At 36.0% G+C, this 17,382-nt stretch carries 14 protein-coding genes; 5 read left to right on the forward strand and 9 right to left on the reverse strand.

Features of this window, described 5'->3' with window-relative positions:
* Window positions 1–89 precede the first annotated feature (89 nt).
* The 3 genes from AsAng_RS06080 to AsAng_RS06090 form a co-directional block, all read right to left on the reverse strand.
* Window positions 90–1,235: a S1C family serine protease gene (locus tag AsAng_RS06080; protein ID WP_264791904.1), complete on the reverse strand. Its 1,146-nt coding sequence runs from the start codon at window positions 1,233–1,235 to the stop codon at window positions 90–92.
* A gap of 243 nt (window positions 1,236–1,478) precedes the next feature.
* Entirely contained in the window at window positions 1,479–1,937 is a 459-nt protein-coding gene (locus AsAng_RS06085; protein WP_264791905.1) for a GNAT family N-acetyltransferase, read from the reverse strand.
* Window positions 1,938–2,046: 109 nt separating this feature from the next.
* Complete coding sequence (locus AsAng_RS06090) at window positions 2,047–2,796, reverse strand: superoxide dismutase (protein ID WP_264791906.1); 750 nt, start codon at window positions 2,794–2,796, stop codon at window positions 2,047–2,049.
* A gap of 408 nt (window positions 2,797–3,204) precedes the next feature.
* Here AsAng_RS06090 and AsAng_RS06095 point away from each other — a divergent pair, with 408 nt between their 5' ends.
* Together AsAng_RS06095 and AsAng_RS06100 are read left to right on the forward strand one after the other, a co-directional pair.
* On the forward strand, window positions 3,205–4,515 hold the full coding sequence (locus AsAng_RS06095) for a serine hydroxymethyltransferase (protein ID WP_264791907.1): 1,311 nt from the start codon (window positions 3,205–3,207) through the stop codon (window positions 4,513–4,515).
* A 657-nt stretch (window positions 4,516–5,172) separates the two neighbouring features.
* Window positions 5,173–5,916, forward strand: coding sequence for a CDP-alcohol phosphatidyltransferase family protein (locus AsAng_RS06100; protein WP_264791908.1), 744 nt, complete (start codon window positions 5,173–5,175; stop codon window positions 5,914–5,916).
* 350 nt (window positions 5,917–6,266) lie between these two features.
* Here the strand turns inward: AsAng_RS06100 and AsAng_RS06105 are convergent, their stop codons facing one another.
* From AsAng_RS06105 to AsAng_RS06115, 3 genes are all read right to left on the reverse strand, one after another.
* On the reverse strand, window positions 6,267–8,141 hold the full coding sequence (locus AsAng_RS06105) for a M61 family metallopeptidase (RefSeq protein WP_264791909.1): 1,875 nt from the start codon (window positions 8,139–8,141) through the stop codon (window positions 6,267–6,269).
* A gap of 449 nt (window positions 8,142–8,590) precedes the next feature.
* On the reverse strand, window positions 8,591–9,529 hold the full coding sequence (locus tag AsAng_RS06110; protein WP_264791910.1) for a hypothetical protein: 939 nt from the start codon (window positions 9,527–9,529) through the stop codon (window positions 8,591–8,593).
* A 238-nt stretch (window positions 9,530–9,767) separates the two neighbouring features.
* Window positions 9,768–11,627, reverse strand: a complete 1,860-nt coding sequence (locus tag AsAng_RS06115) for a T9SS C-terminal target domain-containing protein (RefSeq protein ID WP_264791911.1) — start codon at window positions 11,625–11,627, stop codon at window positions 9,768–9,770.
* 358 nt (window positions 11,628–11,985) lie between these two features.
* Between AsAng_RS06115 and AsAng_RS06120 the strand changes: the two genes are divergently transcribed.
* From AsAng_RS06120 to AsAng_RS06130, 3 genes are read left to right on the forward strand one after another with little or no spacing between them, the layout of a single operon-like run.
* The gene (locus AsAng_RS06120; protein ID WP_264791912.1) at window positions 11,986–13,431 is read left to right on the forward strand and encodes a hypothetical protein; all 1,446 of its coding nucleotides are present in this window, start codon (window positions 11,986–11,988) and stop codon (window positions 13,429–13,431) included.
* 20 nt (window positions 13,432–13,451) lie between these two features.
* The gene (locus tag AsAng_RS06125; protein WP_264791913.1) at window positions 13,452–13,796 is read left to right on the forward strand and encodes a hypothetical protein; all 345 of its coding nucleotides are present in this window, start codon (window positions 13,452–13,454) and stop codon (window positions 13,794–13,796) included.
* A gap of 22 nt (window positions 13,797–13,818) precedes the next feature.
* The gene (locus AsAng_RS06130; RefSeq protein ID WP_264791914.1) at window positions 13,819–15,264 is read left to right on the forward strand and encodes a hypothetical protein; all 1,446 of its coding nucleotides are present in this window, start codon (window positions 13,819–13,821) and stop codon (window positions 15,262–15,264) included.
* A 41-nt stretch (window positions 15,265–15,305) separates the two neighbouring features.
* On the opposite strand, the gene AsAng_RS06135 is transcribed toward AsAng_RS06130, so the two are convergent.
* From AsAng_RS06135 to AsAng_RS06145, 3 genes are all read right to left on the reverse strand, one after another.
* Window positions 15,306–15,830: a hypothetical protein gene (locus AsAng_RS06135; protein WP_264791915.1), complete on the reverse strand. Its 525-nt coding sequence runs from the start codon at window positions 15,828–15,830 to the stop codon at window positions 15,306–15,308.
* A 140-nt stretch (window positions 15,831–15,970) separates the two neighbouring features.
* Window positions 15,971–16,591: a hypothetical protein gene (locus AsAng_RS06140; protein WP_264791916.1), complete on the reverse strand. Its 621-nt coding sequence runs from the start codon at window positions 16,589–16,591 to the stop codon at window positions 15,971–15,973.
* Between the two features lie 278 nt (window positions 16,592–16,869).
* Window positions 16,870–17,379 carry an asparaginase domain-containing protein gene (locus tag AsAng_RS06145; protein WP_264791917.1) on the reverse strand — a complete coding sequence of 170 codons (510 nt, stop codon included), beginning with the start codon at window positions 17,377–17,379 and terminating at the stop codon, window positions 16,870–16,872.
* Window positions 17,380–17,382: the final 3 nt, after the last annotated feature.

A 17,382-nucleotide genomic window follows, 5' to 3' on the forward strand; every position in this document is an offset into this window, starting at 1 on the left:
GTAACAGTAACGTACTGTGCTATTAGACACTAATTTTGGGGATCTTGGTATATTATTTAATAATTAGTGTCTAATAACTACTTGATGAATTAATCTCTGGTTTTTAGTTTTACCGTAATATTTTTAGATGTCCCTTTTCTGTTGACCGTAACTATAATAGCGTCGCCAGGATCTCTACTTCCAATTTGTTCTTGCAATTTAGGAACGCTAGAAGTGTTAATGCCATTGATTTGGGTGATAACATCTCCTGTTTTTAATTCAGATTGTATCGCAGCTCCTCCCTCTATTAACTCACTGACATAAACGCCTTCGGTGACTGTTAAGTCCAATTCTTGAGCCATATCACTATCAACGCTCTGGATCATAATGCCTAAAAATGCACGTTTAACTTCTCCGTGATCAATTAAGTCTTGCATTACTTTTTTTACCAAGTTAATGGGAACCGCAAAAGAGTAGCCAGCATAGGTTCCAGAAGGAGCATAGATGGCTGTATTGATACCAATTAATTTCCCATCAGCATTGACCAAAGCGCCTCCACTGTTGCCAGGATTAACAGCGGCATCTGTCTGTATAAATGATTCTATGCTATATTGACCATTAAGAATACTAATGTCTCTGCCTTTTGCGCTGATGATACCTGCTGTGACAGTTGATGTCAATTCAAATGGATTGCCAATCGCCAAGACCCATTCGCCTATTTTTGTTTCATCAGAATTCGCTAATTCTACAACGGGCAAGTTGTTGCTGGTGATTTTTAAAACAGCAAGATCTGTTGATGGATCTGTTCCCATGACTTCAGCTTCAAATTTTCGATTGTCACTCAAGGTAACATCTACTTTGGTAGCGCCTTTAATCACATGGTTATTGGTAACGATATAGCCTTTTTCACTAATGATTACACCAGAACCTGTTGATTTAGATGGGTCGGGACCTCCAAAGAATTGATAATATCTTTTTTCTCGCTCATTTCTTGCCTTATGTTCTGTAATTGCTGTGATATTAACTACGGCTGGCATGGCACGATCTGCCGCTTCTGCAAAACTATTGGGGCGATCTAATGTACCATGATTGGTGACGAATTGTTTGGACGTTTGGGAACTCGATTGTTTTTCTGTGTTGGTGGACACCTGAATGGTTTGTACATTGGGACTTGGAGCTAATAATTGAGCTCCACCTAATGCTATAGCGCCGCCCATTGCACTTGCTATAACCAAAGAAAACATATTATTTTTCATATACTCCATTTGTTGTTTAGATGGTGTGTTATAATTAGTAGTTGTTCTTATCAAACTACACAACTATAAACGCCATATTTTTGATAAGAGTTGTTGTCGGAGGTTGTATTAACAAGATTTTAAGATGATTTTTGTTTAAGTGGTTGATTCCTAGTTTTTTGTTGAGTGGTTAATAGAAAGGGCGAAATAAAAAGTGTTAAAATTTTAAAAAAAATTAAGAAGGCTATTTCGTGGACAGCGCATTTAGCCATTATGGTGGACAAATTCCATATAATACTTATCCATTCCTTCTCCAAAACCATTTGGCGTAATTTCTTTTGTTACAAAACCTAGTTTTTGATAAAAGCCAAAGGTATGTTGAGAGGTATCAATCATATAGGTTTCATTAGGGAATTCTGCCATCATTTTTTGGATTCTATATTGAGTCAGACGAGTGCCTATCCCTGTACCTTGTAAATTGACATGAACCATTCCCCAAGATAAACCTAATTTATTGCGGTTCTTATCACAAAAATAGCCACCACAAGCAACAACAACGTCTTGTTGTAGAGCAATATAATAACGTCCATCTGATGCTTTTTGGTCGAGCCAATCGCTAAATTCTTTCAGTTCTTCAAGCAAAAAATATTGAGGAATATTAGACTTAAAAACAACTAAACATTGTTCTTTATATTCAGAAGAGTAGGGTTGAATGTTGAGCATAATGATCAGGTTTATAATAATAAAAAAGTGCCTATGTTTTAGTTCAAAACATAGGCAATCATATAGCATAACGATAAGAGCTGTTTTTTAGTTCAAAACATATACAGAATTAAAGTGCTGCAAACTTTTGGGCAACTGCTTCCCAATTGATTAAACTAAAAAAGGCATTGATATAATCACTGCGCTTATTTTGATAATGCAAATAATAGGCATGTTCCCAAACATCTAAGCCCAAAATAGGAGTTCCTGCCTGTTCTACTAAATTAACCATTAGAGGATTGTCCTGATTGGGAGTATCTGTCACTGCCAATTTGCCCGCAGGAGTTTTGATTAGCCATGCCCATCCAGAACCAAAACGATTTTTTGCAGCATCTTTAAATGCAGTAGAAAAATTTTCGAATGAACCAAAAGATTGAGTAATTGCATCTGCCAATTCAGCGGTTGGTTCTCCTCCTTTGTTTGGTCCAATCACCTCCCAAAATAATTTATGGTTATAGTATCCGCCTCCATTATTACGAAGTCCTAAATCACTGTCTTGATCTTGTACCCCAGCCATAATTTCAGTCAAGGGTTTGTTTGCCCAGTTAGAACCTTCAAGTGCTTTGTTAAATTTTTTGGTATACCCCGCATGATGTTTACCATGATGAATCTCCATTGTTCTGGCATCAATATGTGGTTCTAGAGCATCAAAGGCGTAGGTCAATTTTGGGAGTTCAAAAAGTGTAGTTTGGGTAGGTGCCTGTTCTTTTGAAGGAGTTGATGGTTGATCTTGGGGTTTATTTTCACAGCTTACTAAGGGAGTTATCATTGCTCCCATTGTTAGTATGGCGCTAGTTTTTAAGAAGTCACGTTTTTTCATAATTGTTATACTTGGTCATTAATTGTTCAAGAATGCCCTTAAAGATAAGGAAGGATATAGAAATATAAAATCTGAGCTAATGTTTAATTTTGGTATGCTATAATTGAGCGCTAGGGAATAAAAAATAGTAGCTGATGTAGCACCAGTTAAGATCAGTCATTAAAACAGTTTGGGAATTGGTTTGTTGAGATGAACGAACCATTTTTATGGATTCAAAACATAAAGTAGGGGGAATGAGGCTCTTTTTTAGGTGCTAACTTAATAATGGGCTTGGTTTGTAATTTTTTGTGGGCTTAGATGATAATATTTTCGGTCACAAGTGAAAAAGTTGAAAGCACTTTTTGTACCTTTGGAGTACGATTTAGAGAACAGAATATTATTAACAAAATTACTCGAAAGAGCCAACTAATGTTAAAAGACACCAAAGTTCAAAGCTTGATTAAGCAAGAATGGAATCGCCAAAGTGCAGGAATTGAATTAATAGCTTCTGAAAACATTGTTAGTAAGCAAGTTATGGAAACAATGGGTACTTGCCTTACCAATAAATATGCAGAAGGTTATCCTGGTAAACGTTATTATGGTGGTTGTGAAGTTGTAGACAAAATTGAGCAGTTAGCAATTGATAGGGCTTGTGAGCTTTACGGAGCAGAATATGCCAATGTACAGCCTCATTCTGGCGCTCAGGCGAATGCAGCTATTTATTTGATGGCAATGAATCCTGGCGATAAGGTTTTAGGATTTGATTTGTCTCATGGTGGGCATTTAACGCATGGTTCTCCTGCCAACTTCTCTGGAAAAATTTATCAGCCTATTTTTTATGGGGTAGAGGAAGAGACAGGAAGGATTGATATGGATAGAGTTGCAGAAATTGCCAAAAAAGAACGTCCTCAAATGATCGTTTGTGGTGCTTCTGCTTATTCTAGAGAATGGGAATATGAACGTTTTAGAGCAATTGCTGATGAGGTGGGTGCCTTTTTGTGGTGTGATATGGCACATCCTGCTGGGCTTATCGCTGCTGGTTTGCTCAAAAACCCTTTGGAGTACTGTCATGTTGTGACGACAACAACCCATAAAACGCTAAGAGGGCCACGTGGAGGTATGATCTTGGCAGGGAAGAATATCGAAAACCCATTTGATATTCGCTGGAAAAAAAGCGGCAACCTTAAAAAAATTAGCACCTTACTCAATGGAGCAGTCTTTCCTGGTATCCAAGGAGGTCCTTTAGAGCATGTTATTGCTGCCAAAGCAGTTGCTTTTCATGAGGCTTTACAACCAGCATTTATCAATTATCAAAAACAAGTAATTAATAATGCACAAGCAATGGCTACTGCTTTTGTTGAGCGTGGATACAAAGTAATATCGGGTGGGACAGATAATCATTTGATGTTGATTGACCTGAGAGCTAAAGGCGTAACGGGGAAAGATGCCGAAAATACATTGATAAAGGCAGATATTACCGTTAATAAAAATATGGTTCCTTTTGATTCAGAATCTCCTTTTGTTACTTCGGGAATGCGTGTGGGAACAGCTGCTATTACTACTCGTGGATTTAAAGAGGCGGATTGTATTAAAACAGTAGATTGGGTGGATCGTGTATTAACAAACATAGAGGACGAAGACACGATTAGTCAAGTTCGTTCAGAAGTGAATGAATATATGGCTAATTTCCCATTGTTTGCTTCGGAAGAAGAAGCTATGTTGGTTGAAAATATTATGTAATATTGGTTACTGATAGCTCGTTCAGGTTTGGCGAACTATTATTATTGTTTCTTTGTTATCTGTCAAAGATGGAATCAAGAAACGAATCTAGTACCATTTGGCGTTTTTTAAGATACCAGATGGTACTATTTTATTTCGTTGCATAACGAAAATTACAATTCTGCTATTAAAGTTGTTTGAAAAGGAGTGTTCTAGCTAAGGTTGTGCACCGATCTCAACGGAGCGACAAAGCTAAAGCAATCTTAACGTAATCCTATTTTTACAACTTCATTTTATAAAAAATATTGAGTGTAGAACAAATTAAAACAAGGCATTCAACCGACAACGTGAACGGTCATGGTTTGAGCTTGTAGCATAACACGAAGTGGCAGTGCAATTAATCTAACAAAAGCAGTGGACAAAAACTACATTCATAAACGATAAAAAATTGGAAGATGGTATGCCTAGTGCTAATCAAAGCAAAAAGCTGAAGAGTTAGTATACTGCCGTTTGTGAGATAGCGAACTTAATTGGTACGCTAGAAGAAATTTTTTGATGAAGAGTAGGCTTATTTTCTTTCTGTAAAAAAAACATTATTACGAAACGGAGTTCATGTAATAACTGTTTATTCATAAATTTCATTTCGTATGGCAAAGCACTCTGTTAAATAAAATTATTATGATAAAGAAATACATTCCCAATACTGTTACCTTATCTAATTTGCTATGTGGTTGTTTAGCATTGATTAGTATTTTTACAGATCAAGTTCAAATGGTTCCACTCTTTATAGCAATTAGTTTATTGGCAGATTATTTTGACGGCTTATTAGCACGTCTATTAAAAGTAAACTCTCCAATGGGTAGAGAACTGGATTCTTTGGCTGATATGGTTTCTTTTGGTGTTGTTCCTGGGGCAATGTTGTTTTATTTAATTAATGAAGCCAAAGGAATTGAAGTGGTTGATTTTCAAGATTTTTCGACTTTAGTTGGGTTAATTGGCTTTATTGTAACTTTATTTTCTTGCGTCCGCTTAGCAAAATTTAACTTGGATACTCGACAAACAGAAGGCTTTGTTGGGCTTAATACACCTGCTTGTACGATTTTTGTGCTGGGGCTTTTGTTAATCGCATTAGGCGATATATACGGTATGCGTTTGACGGTTATAAATGAAGTGTTCCTTTATTCGGTGTCGATTGTTTTGTCTTATCTCTTGATTGCTGAAATCCCAATGTTTAGTTTTAAATTTAAATCGCTGGAATTGAAAGGAAACAAAATTCGGGTTTCTTTTATTCTTGTAACTATTTTGTGCTTTTCGATTTTTAAATTTGGAGCAGCACTTAGTTTTATTATTCTTTGTTATGTTTTAATTTCTATTGTACTGTGGATGGGGGGAATGCTAAAGCGAGAGAAAAGAGAGTTTTAGGTGATCACATTCATTGGGAATACTACCACATTCGTTAACTCATTGGTACGATTCATAAGGAAAAATGGCTAGTTCATGTATTTCGATTGCATTTTATAGCGGCATAGCCTATCTTTGTAATACCAATTACACAAAAAAACATAGAGATTAGGAAGACGACTAAAACCTAAAACCATAATAGTTGAATTCAAAAACCTCATGAACTGTCTTATTCTAAATAAGATCAACCATCTTGAAAGAGATGGTTTTTTTATTCCTTTAAATAACAAAAGCCATTTGCAATTTTGCAAATGGCTTTTGTTGATCTGATAAGAAGATTTATCTTTTTATTGTGAACGCTTACTTTGAGGTTATTTGTCTAAATCTAACCAGCGTTTGCGCATTCTTAATTGTTCTTCCGTGGGATTTTCCATTAATTTGAAAACGTGTTTTTTAGTAATTGGAATTTTTACCACTTCAATATCCAACTCAACTTCTCGTTGTAGTCCTTCTTTATCTCTACGCAAAACAACAATATTTAAATTGTCGCCAGCTTTTACACTTCCCATATAACTAAATAATACAGCAGAGGCAGTGCTTAAGGTAAAAGGCTTTCCATCCCATTTAAGTATAACATCGCCTTCTTGGAATCCAATTCCCTCTTTTCCAAATTTGTCTAATTTTTTGTAATTAGAAATATAAAAACGCTCTAAGCTATCGGGTTTAACAACTCCGTTTTCAATACCACCCAAGGGAGATATTTCATTGATAGAAGCCTCTGGAAAATATTCAACACCAAATGGTTTTACAAAGTTGTTGTAATCAGGTGTTTCTGTTCCTTCTATGTATCTTTTGAAAAAATCCTTTAGTTCCTTAAAGCCTGTTATTTCTATAATTTTATCAAAGAGTTCTTCGTCTTTAAAAGGAGTATCTTGACCATAGAAGCCCGATAAATCTCTTAAAAGCATTTGAATATCGTATTTGCCTTTGGATAGTTTTAATAATTCTAAATCTAGACACATGGCGACGATAGCCCCTTTGTAATAGATGTTTTGATATTGCTTAGCAAAAGGTTCAACCAAACAATTTGAGCTCATTTCTGTAAGAGAAATACCTTGTTTGAAGCGAGTCGAATTTCGTACTTTGTCACGAATGGTAACCATAAAGTCTTGGTTGGACACCAAGTCATATTTGGCTTGCATATGTTGAGCCATGTACTCAATCACTCCCTCATAAAGCCACAAGTGTTTTGACATTTTAGGATCGACAAAATCAAAATTGTGTATTTCTTCAGAATGGATATATAAGGGGGTTACCATATGAAAAAACTCATGAGAAGCAATATCTACAATCATTTTAGAAATTTTCTCAGGCTTTTCTTCTAACAAACAAAATAAAGAAGAACGAGCATGCTCTAGTGCTCCCACAGAACCAGAAGGATAACCGTTTGGAGATAAGTAGATAATAAATGAGTATCGATCAACAGGAAGAATATTACCCAAGTATTGGTTTTGGGCTTCTAGCATAGGACGGACTCTTTTTGCTACATCTTTAGCCGTGACGAGACCGTTGGGAGAATACACTGAAATTTGAATATCTCCATATCCTAGTTTGAAATTGACGGTGTCAGGTGCACAAAACATAACGGGTGCATCCACCAACTCATGATAATCTTGAGCCTTGAAAATATCCGTATCAAAGTCTCCTCCAATGCGTTTTAGAGAAGTTGTTGCATAAAAATTAGCAGGACGGTCAAAGCTAATAACATAAGGAAGTTTCTCTTTATTTTCAAAAAAGCCAAAACAACCATTGGCACTTAAAACATAATTTTTTAGCGCTTCAATATTGGTACCACTAGGCTCGAATACAGCCTCACGTAATTGCGCATCCCAAGAATCCTGAATCAAATAAGTAATTTTAGCAATTTTTTTGCCTGCTATTTTCCAAGTATTTTGGTCTATTCGCTCAACGCCAAATTCACGGCCTTTTTTATCAAAGGCCTTTAGGCTACTTACGAATTGACCGTAATCTGAAATTTCATAAGTACCAGGAATAATTTTAGGAAATTTAAAGGTCAGGTCTTTATCGGTAATACTAGTAGGAACGGTTAGTTCAACTAATAATTGATCCTCTTGAACATTGTTTAAATCAATTTTGTATTGATAAGCTTCGGAAGGTTCGTTTCCTTGTGAAAAAAGTGAATTTGAAACCAATAAAAGAAAAATGAGTAATGCTAAAAACTTCATAGATTGAATTTTTAAATTTTGCAATCAGCTGATGAGTAAAGGAGATAATCCCTATCAAAAAATAGTTCTTGTTTGAAGTAGATTTATAAGGCAAAGGTAACAAAAAAGTATAGATAATCTAGTTTTGTTTATTTGCAAAGATGATAGAACGGCTATAATATTGGACTATGACACCCAAAAAACAGACAAACTCTTTTTCTTATTGCTTACAAAAGGGTAAAAACCTTGTGTTTATAGCTGCTGAATCAGTAAAGAAAATAATGGCATAACAATTTTTCTTAAGGAGCTAGCATCTTGGTCTACTTATAAATTATAAACTTCTTTGTGACCAAGTAATGCAATTAGCAGACCAATTTTTGAACGGTAGATCAAATATTTTTTATGGCGAAGGTTAAATAGTAAGGTATCCTTATAAGTTCTCGAAGTTCAAAAAACTTCTTTTGCGTTGTTTAAAGAACTCTTAATCTAGCCAATAAGCGATATATTTTGTAATTAACGGTAGGGTTTATATTTAAATAAATACCATTGATTTCAACCCGATCTTTGTGGTAAATTAATTTATTTATTTCAGCATAAGCAATTCTTGCCGATTTTTGAAAATAAGCTTTCCAATAGATTGCTTTAGCAGTTAAAATACAACCTTCTTTTCCTGATCTAAGTAAGGCTTGATCGATAAAAACATAAGGAATTTCTCCAGGAGTAGGAGTGAAGAACGTTGTGCGGGCATTTTTTAATTTTTTTAGTGGGATTTCTATTGCACTAGTATAAGAAAGGAGTGTTTCTTCGCCCAAATCAAGATAGTCGTTGATCATACGTTGTATATTGGTGGTAATGAAACTGGCTTCTTGATAAGATAAAATGGTCTTAGGGAGGGGAAAGGGCAATAAATGGACGCAAAAATCGATAAAAAAACGTTCTAATAAAGCTGCGAATTGCTTTTCAACTTCATTTTCAATTACTCTAAACGCACTAATTCCTCGTTCTTCAAATATGTACTCGAATTCTTGGGTCATTAAGACCGTAGCTTCCTCCAAATAGTCTTGTCTGAACGTACTTTCATCAAAAATTTGTAGAAATAGAGCCTCCTTGTCAGTATTGTTTTCTAAATCTAGCGCTACGCTAATGGATATTTTAAAGGCTTCGTTTAATTGTGTCGGAAGGGTAGGAATGTCGTTAAAATCAAGACTATATATTGGTGAAATATTAGGCTTGGGGGTATACTTGATATTAATAGGAGTGCCACATCGAGAACAAAAGCGAGATGCTTGAGGGTTGACGTTATTACACTCAAAACAAATGACACCATCACCATCTGATTGTTTACCACAGTTGTGGCAATAAAGGGCATTGGGCAAAAGTGTTGTATTACAACTCAGGCAGTTTTTCATAGTGCTAATCTAGTCAATTGGTCATATCAAGGAGGATAAAAATAGTTGTTTTTTTGTAAAAAGAGAATAGACGTTATCAGGAATTAAGTAGATGGGTAAAATTAGTAGTTTAAAAATTAGTTTCATTGAGTTTTCGAGCTACCATTTTTACTGATCTAGACAAGATCAGAATTATCGAAATAAAGGAGTTGTAATGAAATTATTACAGGATGATAATAATTTCATTACAACAACTTATCTAATTCGTGAATAGTATTTTTTTATGAACAAAAGTATCGTTTTCATAGAGTGTAAGAATAGCAAGCCCTTTATAATTAAAGGCATTAAGGGTAAATGCTTTTTGGAACTTAGCGGTAAGCTTAAAATGGATTGGTCGCCCTATGGCGTCATAAAGACGAATTGTAGGACGCTCTAGCTGATGTTCAACCTGAAGAAGCCCATTATGGGATGGAATAGGATAGACCTTAATCTGTTGTTGGTTGGGGAGTTTGTTCGAAAAAAGATGTACAGTTGTATCTATATTATAACTGAACACACAGTTTTGTAACCCTAAATATTTGGGGGATAAAGTATCTTCCATATATTCCTTGACGCCCCAGCTTCCATACCTCCCATAGAGCCCATGAGAATTATAATTACAAAAAATTCCTGCCTGTGTGCTATCAAACCAATAGTCAAGATAGGCACAATAAAGGTCTTGCATGCGAGGGTGTCGATTGGCTGCGGTTAATTTATTGACATAAGCAGTATCGTTAGCGTAAGTCGAGTTCGCTCGTAAATGCTGCCCCCCTTCATAGGCTACCAATTCTAAATTATGTGTGTCGGCTACCACTTTATTGGCATCCATCCAACTGTAAGCTAGCGTTAAGGACAGCTCCATAGAATCGATGATGTCGTTGACCGTAACCGAATTAATCGAGCCTGAATTACCAATGTCATTGGCTACCCTGCCAGCAAAATAAGGAGCGATAGCAACCACATCTGCTTGTACTTGAGTGGGGTTGTAGGTAGAATCATTGAACTGCTCAATGATATAGTTGGTCAACCAACTATTAGCCGCTTGATTAGCAATAACTTTGATTAAGCGACTGTTTCCTTGAAATTCATGCTCAAAAATACGAAAGACATCTGCTGTCCGTTTGGCATAAAACTTCCGTGACTGTTCCCATGGATTTCCAGAATAAGCCAGTGCATTTCCCATGCTATCGGCATAATAACGTTGGGCGAAAACACCATTCCATACTTCGTTGCTATACTCAATGTAAATTTTTAGGTTGGGATCTAGCGCATCTCGGAATAACCTTGCCATTTCAGTAATGTATTGATCGTTTGCTCTGTGTGGAATGCAAATCCACGGATCTTTTTGGGTAAGATTACAAAGCTGGATGATATATTCATAGGCAACTCCATTGTCTAAGGTTTGTGAATAATAATTCGGCTTATTCCGATCACTCCAAAATACATTGGGCGAATTATTGGTTTCCATCCAATCCATAAATCGTATGGTCTGAAAATCGTTTAGAAAGTCTAACAATTTGGGATTAAAAGGCTGGCTGGCGTAACTATTTTCAAATCCAGGCATAATAAAGCGAATATTTCGAACAGGATCTGTGCTGATGGAGGTGTCAATTTCTAACATGATTCTCCCTAAACTACTATCGACCATAACTAGCGTATCAACAGGGCAAGTGAAGGTTCCTGTTGCTGCGCCCCAGAGCCGAATTTGTCCCGTTCCAGCTGCAATAAGACGATAATTCCCTCCTGGATAAAGATCATTTAATGCTGGCCCACCATAGATAGGAGTTCTAACAGCTAAAGGAGGATTAATTCCGTCGTTATAGGGAATTTCTAAAGGGTATCCATTGGAGTCTAGAGGAATTGTTGCTGTGCTAGACCATGGAACTCCAGTGCCATATTCGTGAGGAACCCATGCTCTGCATTGTTTAAAAACATCTACGAATACATATTCTGTAGACCAATCTTGAACACTTGAAAGGTTCGTTCCTATAGGGCGCACGATTTGTGCTTCGGATGGGATAAACCCATATAGGATAAGGTAAAGTAGGAGCCACTGGCTCTTAATAATTCTTGATGTCATATTTGTAATGGTTTTAATGAATAACATGCACTGAATGGGAAGGCACACTATTGAGATGAAAATTATTGGAATTATAATTTTGTTTTTATAGAAAGGTCTATTAAGTATTAATAGTTGTTTTTGGTAAGTGTTTGGTTTTTAGATTGTTGTGAATGTTTTTGTATTGGTTTGAAGCTTAATTTTTGATGAAAATTATCATTTTTTACACTAGGTATAAGCTTTAGTTTTGTAATTAAATATAAGAAATATATAATGACATTGCAAGTTAAACCTAAGGTTATGTGCTTAGTTTGTATGCTCTGATTTGCAGGTCTTTATGTGTTTTTGCTAAAAATTATCACACCAATAAATATAAATTATGAAAGACCCTATAATGTTTAATCCAATATTAGAAGAGCTAGGTACTTCTATTGATGGTTATGAGCTCTATTCAAAAGCTTTTGAATTAATGGTAGCACAGCGAACGGCTTTGATTAATGACGATTGGGAGCAGTTAGAAAAACTAACTAAAAATGGATTGTATCAGGCATTTGCCAATTGGCAGATGTTGTATAAACAACCTACTAGTAAGCCCCTTCGTTCTTTTAACGATTTGGCGCAAAGGATGAAAAAGGATTTAGAAGGTTATTTGGCAACAGAAAATGATCCCACATCAATTGCCCGAAAATTAAAAGCGCAAGTTCTTGCTGCAATTCCAGATATAGATGCTGCGAGTTTAAAAAAGGTGGAAGAGTTAGACTTGGATTACTTTTTTGAGGAAGATTTAGCGGCCTTAGATGATGCGCAAATAGAGGATGATAACATCCGAAAAGGAATAGAAGGAACTGTTGGGCTGGCTGCTAAAAGCATTATAGCATTGGGGCAGGTTTCTTTTTATACCTATTCAGCCCTTGCTAAAGAAGAAAATTATGAAATCTATGATTTTAATGTCTTGCTAAAAAACATCCAAGCAGCCCTAAAAACAATAGAACAGGACTTAATGCTAATCTTGCGTACCATTTATGCCAATCAATTGACAGGAACGGCAGCTTCTTTAAATGCACAAAAATTTATCTCAAAACTAGAAAATTGGGTTCCCAAATTGGGGAGAATGCAGGCAATCAGTAGGAATTATGCCCTATTTCTAAAAGAAAAGAAAAAGGGAACGAAGGCAGAACAAATGGGGAGACTCTCAGCCATAGGGGGAAACTTGTTAAGAGCTATTTATACAACATTTACGGCTGTTTATTATTGCTCGCTAGAAGAAAAATTAACCGTTAAAAGTGAAAAAAATCAGCAATTCATCAAGCAAACACCAAAAGTTGGTTTTGAATTTTCTTTTCCAAATGGAAAGAATGTAGAATTGGCTAAACTCAAAGAAGAGCAAGATGGTAACTATGTGGAAATTGCAGGTTTTGTAAAATCAATATCAACAAGACGGGATGCAGACGGAAAACTACTGAGTCATCTGCTTTTAGAAGATCCATCGAGTGGAGCAGAGATAGATGTTGTTGCGATTTATGCGCATTTGGTACATCTTGGAGTACACGGAGGTTCTTATTGTCAATTAAGTGGCTCTTGGAGAAAAGCATCGGCTGTCAATATGGGAAATCCAGCGGTAGAAATTGAGAAGTTAGCCATTAATAAATTGGCGAAAGAATCGTGGGTGGTTCTATTCTTTGATTTAGTAGACCAATTTATAGATCGATGGTCTGGAGGATTGAATCTTCAATTTGGGATAGCTCCTCATGTGTCAGCTTTTGAAGGGGATAATGAGTCTTCTATTTTAGGCGCAGGGGAACTGATTTTTCAACCAATTATTTAACCAACTAAAACTTTAATAAAATGGCAACTCCATGTGATTCTTTAATCTCAAATTATGCAAACAAGCTCAAGGTTTATAATCAAAAAAAGAAAACGTATCAAAAGGAAAAGCTTAGAAGAGAAAACCTGAGAACGAGTTATAATTTATATTGTTTAGGGCGGAACTACCACGGTAATCCAGTGCTTTTTAGGGGGAGAGACGATGCAATGAATTGTTTTGCAACCCGAATTGTGATATGGTGGAATAGTGGAAAATATAAAGCAGCTAAAACGGCTTTAGACAAAGCAGAGAAAGCCCTTAAAGCAGCAGAAAAGAAAATGAAAGCTTGCATGAACAATCATAAAAATTTTTACATAAAAAAGTAACTGTTGTAAACCCATTTGATGGATGAAAAAAATTCCCAAATATAAGCGAGACGAATTTACATTCGTCTCCAATTTAAGCCAATACACCGCTAACGATAAGTATCCGAATACTTACCAAAGGGATGCTTATTTGCTTTCAGAACACTATACCAATGCTAGAACTGTAGACTTGGCTCGTAAGGTGAAAAAAAGAAGAAACCTATTGATTAGTGACAATGGGAATTATTCTAGAATGAAGGCGGTGGCGAAACAATATGAACAGGGGGGCTTATTGTTGTTGCGACAAGCAAAAAAAGAACAACAGCAATATGGGCAACTTTCTAATGAAACCCGACTAGCACGCCAACAATTGATGCGAGAAATTGCTCAGTCCTGCCAAAAGCAAGTAGAAGAAACAAATTATAAAAAGGTAATTCAAGATCAATTGCTCATTCGGCCTGACTATTTGATAGGAATGGAAGACTTGACAATTCCTGTACTGATGTTGTGCCATTTGATGCATCCTATTTTTCAGCCACAGGCTTTAGCCATCCTTGATTATCAGAACAATACATTTCAGTATGTTAAAGATCAGCAGAGCGGTAGGTATGGCTCAAAGCAAGGGTTAGAAACGGTTAATAATTTTACAGTATTGCATGCTTATGATTACGATTCTGCTTACCAAGCTGGTAAAAATGCGCTTAACCTCGCTAAAGATGGGCTTGCAATTAGTTATGGAGGTCCTATGCACAGCAGAAGGTGGATTGATTGTTTGCGTATTGGAGGAAATAAAATTCAGTTGAGCGAAAAATTGCCAGAAGCCTATCTCATAGCTCAAACAATTACACAGGGGGCTATTAATGGGCACCCGACAAATATCCCTTTTCATATATTAGGAGTTGGAACGCCAATTTTAATTGCACTTATTGGGTATCAACTAAGGCATTCTAAAGCCATAAGTATTGATTCAACAGCACCTTTTAAGGATGCTTTTATAGGCAAATTATACGGTTATAAAAATGCCTATCTAAAAATGGATATGTTTAAATTAGTGGCTTATTGTCTTATTCAAGATGTTCCTTTTGAAGATAAATCTCCTTTTTACCAGTCTTTTGCCCAAAAATACGAACACGATTGGAAGGGCTTGCGAGATAAGTTAGGAGTTCGTCCCAATAATACCGTCAAAGAACTAGCAAGTAAATTGAGGGAAAGAGGAGATTGGTTGCAGGATTATTTGCCTTTTTTTACTCCAATAACAGGAACCTTAGAGGCCGCTTTTTTGCAAGACTTACGCATCGCACGGGCAGGATATAATTATTGGGTTTTAAAACAAATTTGTCGAAAAGTAAGGGCAAAAAGGAGCGATGAAAATGCTTTTAAGAGATGGATAGAACGCCAGATTGACCAGTATACTAAAACAGCAAGTTCTAAATGGGCCAAGGCGGTCAATTTTGCTTATCTATTGACAGAAGGACATCGAATGGTTTGATGGAGGGACTCCGTATTAAATTTTATACGCTGTGCTTGTCGTTAAGAGATACTTTTCAAAGCGGTTTCCAATTCTTCTATGCGCTTTTTTAAGTGCAAATCATCTACGCCTAAATCTTTTAGTTGTTGTAATTTTACGTTGGAATTTTCCCAATCTTTCTTTTCAAAGGAAACCCTTGCTAAATTATAAAGCAAAATACCTTTTTCTTTATTCTGGAGCAAGTTTATTTTTAAGGCAATTTCCGAATGTTTTTCTGCGGTATCAATGTCTTGTTGGTGAGAGGCAACGAGTGCCATTGCAAAATGGTAATAAGCTTGGTAACGAGGGCTCAACCATTCGGGGCGTTTGATGCTGTTTAACAATTGTTCTGCTTGAGGAATGTTACCTTTTCGCAAGGCAAATAAAATACTCAGCATAGGACCATGGCGAAAATGCCCCATCAGCAAAATTAGAGCAGTTGCCCAAAAAGCAAAAACAACATAAGTACCAATTTGAGCAATTAAGACTCCAAATCCACAAATAATAAACAAAAAAATAAGAAAAAGTCGAAGTTTAGGAGAGATCATTTTTTACGAATTTGGACTAATCGGATTGGGGGAGTTGTTAAGAAAATTTGATTTATTTGGATAAAAAAAAACTTATCGAGTTGATGAATTTATAAAGTGTGCATCAACTCGATAAGTTTTGGGAATAGGCAAAAGGTCGCTTATCTCTTTTTGCGACCACGGCGCATATAGCCTTGGTTCATCATTGAACGTTGTGCTTTTTTGCCCATCATTTTCTTTTGTTCAGAATGTTTCCCTTGAAGCATTAGTCCTACCTCAGTAATATTTTGTCTTACAGGCTCTTGCGTAATCGTTAATTTTTTTGCTTTTTGGTACAACTCTTTTACTTTCATGCGATTATTGCGAGTTCCATAGATGTTAATCAACTGCAAATAGATCATTGCTTTAAAATCATCTTGTAGCTCTAAGCCTAAAGCAATATTTGATAAACGCTCTGCCTCTTTGAACTCTTTTTTTCTAAAAGCCAAGGTACTTTTGATCCAATAGTACATGCCATGGTAAGTAAAGCGTAGCCAGTTGGGTTTAAAGGTGTAATTAAGCAAGCGCTCCGCACCATCAAAGTCGCCATATTGCATTTTCATGGCAGCACCATTAACCGTACCAATTAAGAGGTGTTTGGCGGCTAAAAAGATAACGATGAGAATAGGCAACCAAGAACCTGCAAAACCAGCCCAGTAATGCAATAAAAAAATAGAAATAAAAGCACCAACAAAAAGCATGAATTGGCGTTCTATCGTGAAAAATTGTAAAAACTTAACCATTGTATTGTTTAATTAATAGTTCTTTTGCTAGTTTTTATCTTTTTTTGAAAAAATAAAAACGATTATTATACCAAACTGTAGACTTCTTATCAAAGACCAATCCTTCTGATAAACACTTTGGTATAATAAATAGTAGAACTAGTGGTTGATTATATTAAATGATAAAACCCTCTAGTGGTCTTATTAAAAGTAGCGCAAAGATAATGAAAAATATCAACAACAACTACTAATAGGCTAAGGATAGTCCAGTAGAGGGCTATTATTTACTTCAAGAAGGATTAAGAGTTTGGTTTGGTATGAACAAAATAGCCTGTTTCTCTATTTTTGCGCACATCGTCCCAGTCAAAGCATTCGCCATGCATGGCAATATAGATGCCAGCAGGCATCGATTGAGCAAAGGCAAGGGCTGCACCTAAATTGAAAAATCCATCTGAAGACAAACCAAATTTATAAGGAATCATTGCGCCTAATAAAACAATCGTTTTGCCCTCAATATTGGCATCCGCTAAGTATTTTGCTGTTTCAACCATGGTATCGGTACCATGGGTAATAATAATGTGTTCAAAATTGGAGCGTTGGCAATTCTGAACAATAATAGAGCGATCATTGTCCGTCATTTCTAAGCTATCTATCATCATTAAGGTTCGTACGGTAATGTCTAAGGTTGATCGACCTCGATTAAAAATTTCTGGAAGATGTGTGTCCTTGAAGAATAGTTTTCCAGTTATCATGTCGTACTCCTTGTCAAAGGTACCACCTGTTACCAATGCTAAAATTTTCTTTTTCATAGT

Origin of the sequence: Aureispira anguillae (assembly GCF_026000115.1) — a bacterium.
Classification (GTDB): domain Bacteria; phylum Bacteroidota; class Bacteroidia; order Chitinophagales; family Saprospiraceae; genus Aureispira; species Aureispira anguillae.

Excerpts from the sequence above, each read along its gene's own strand:
- AsAng_RS06080 (WP_264791904.1), bottom strand. The coding sequence starts at position 1,235 with ATGAAAAATAATATGTTTTCTTTGGTTATAGCAAGTGCAATGGGCGGC.
- AsAng_RS06085 (WP_264791905.1), bottom strand. The coding sequence starts at position 1,937 with ATGCTCAACATTCAACCCTACTCTTCTGAATATAAAGAACAATGTTTA.
- AsAng_RS06090 (WP_264791906.1), bottom strand. The coding sequence starts at position 2,796 with ATGAAAAAACGTGACTTCTTAAAAACTAGCGCCATACTAACAATGGGA.
- AsAng_RS06095 (WP_264791907.1), top strand. The coding sequence starts at position 3,205 with ATGTTAAAAGACACCAAAGTTCAAAGCTTGATTAAGCAAGAATGGAAT.
- AsAng_RS06100 (WP_264791908.1), top strand. The coding sequence starts at position 5,173 with ATGATAAAGAAATACATTCCCAATACTGTTACCTTATCTAATTTGCTA.
- AsAng_RS06105 (WP_264791909.1), bottom strand. The coding sequence starts at position 8,141 with ATGAAGTTTTTAGCATTACTCATTTTTCTTTTATTGGTTTCAAATTCA.
- AsAng_RS06110 (WP_264791910.1), bottom strand. The coding sequence starts at position 9,529 with ATGAAAAACTGCCTGAGTTGTAATACAACACTTTTGCCCAATGCCCTT.
- AsAng_RS06115 (WP_264791911.1), bottom strand. The coding sequence starts at position 11,627 with ATGACATCAAGAATTATTAAGAGCCAGTGGCTCCTACTTTACCTTATC.
- AsAng_RS06120 (WP_264791912.1), top strand. The coding sequence starts at position 11,986 with ATGAAAGACCCTATAATGTTTAATCCAATATTAGAAGAGCTAGGTACT.
- AsAng_RS06125 (WP_264791913.1), top strand. The coding sequence starts at position 13,452 with ATGGCAACTCCATGTGATTCTTTAATCTCAAATTATGCAAACAAGCTC.
- AsAng_RS06130 (WP_264791914.1), top strand. The coding sequence starts at position 13,819 with ATGAAAAAAATTCCCAAATATAAGCGAGACGAATTTACATTCGTCTCC.
- AsAng_RS06135 (WP_264791915.1), bottom strand. The coding sequence starts at position 15,830 with ATGATCTCTCCTAAACTTCGACTTTTTCTTATTTTTTTGTTTATTATT.
- AsAng_RS06140 (WP_264791916.1), bottom strand. The coding sequence starts at position 16,591 with ATGGTTAAGTTTTTACAATTTTTCACGATAGAACGCCAATTCATGCTT.
- AsAng_RS06145 (WP_264791917.1), bottom strand. The coding sequence starts at position 17,379 with ATGAAAAAGAAAATTTTAGCATTGGTAACAGGTGGTACCTTTGACAAG.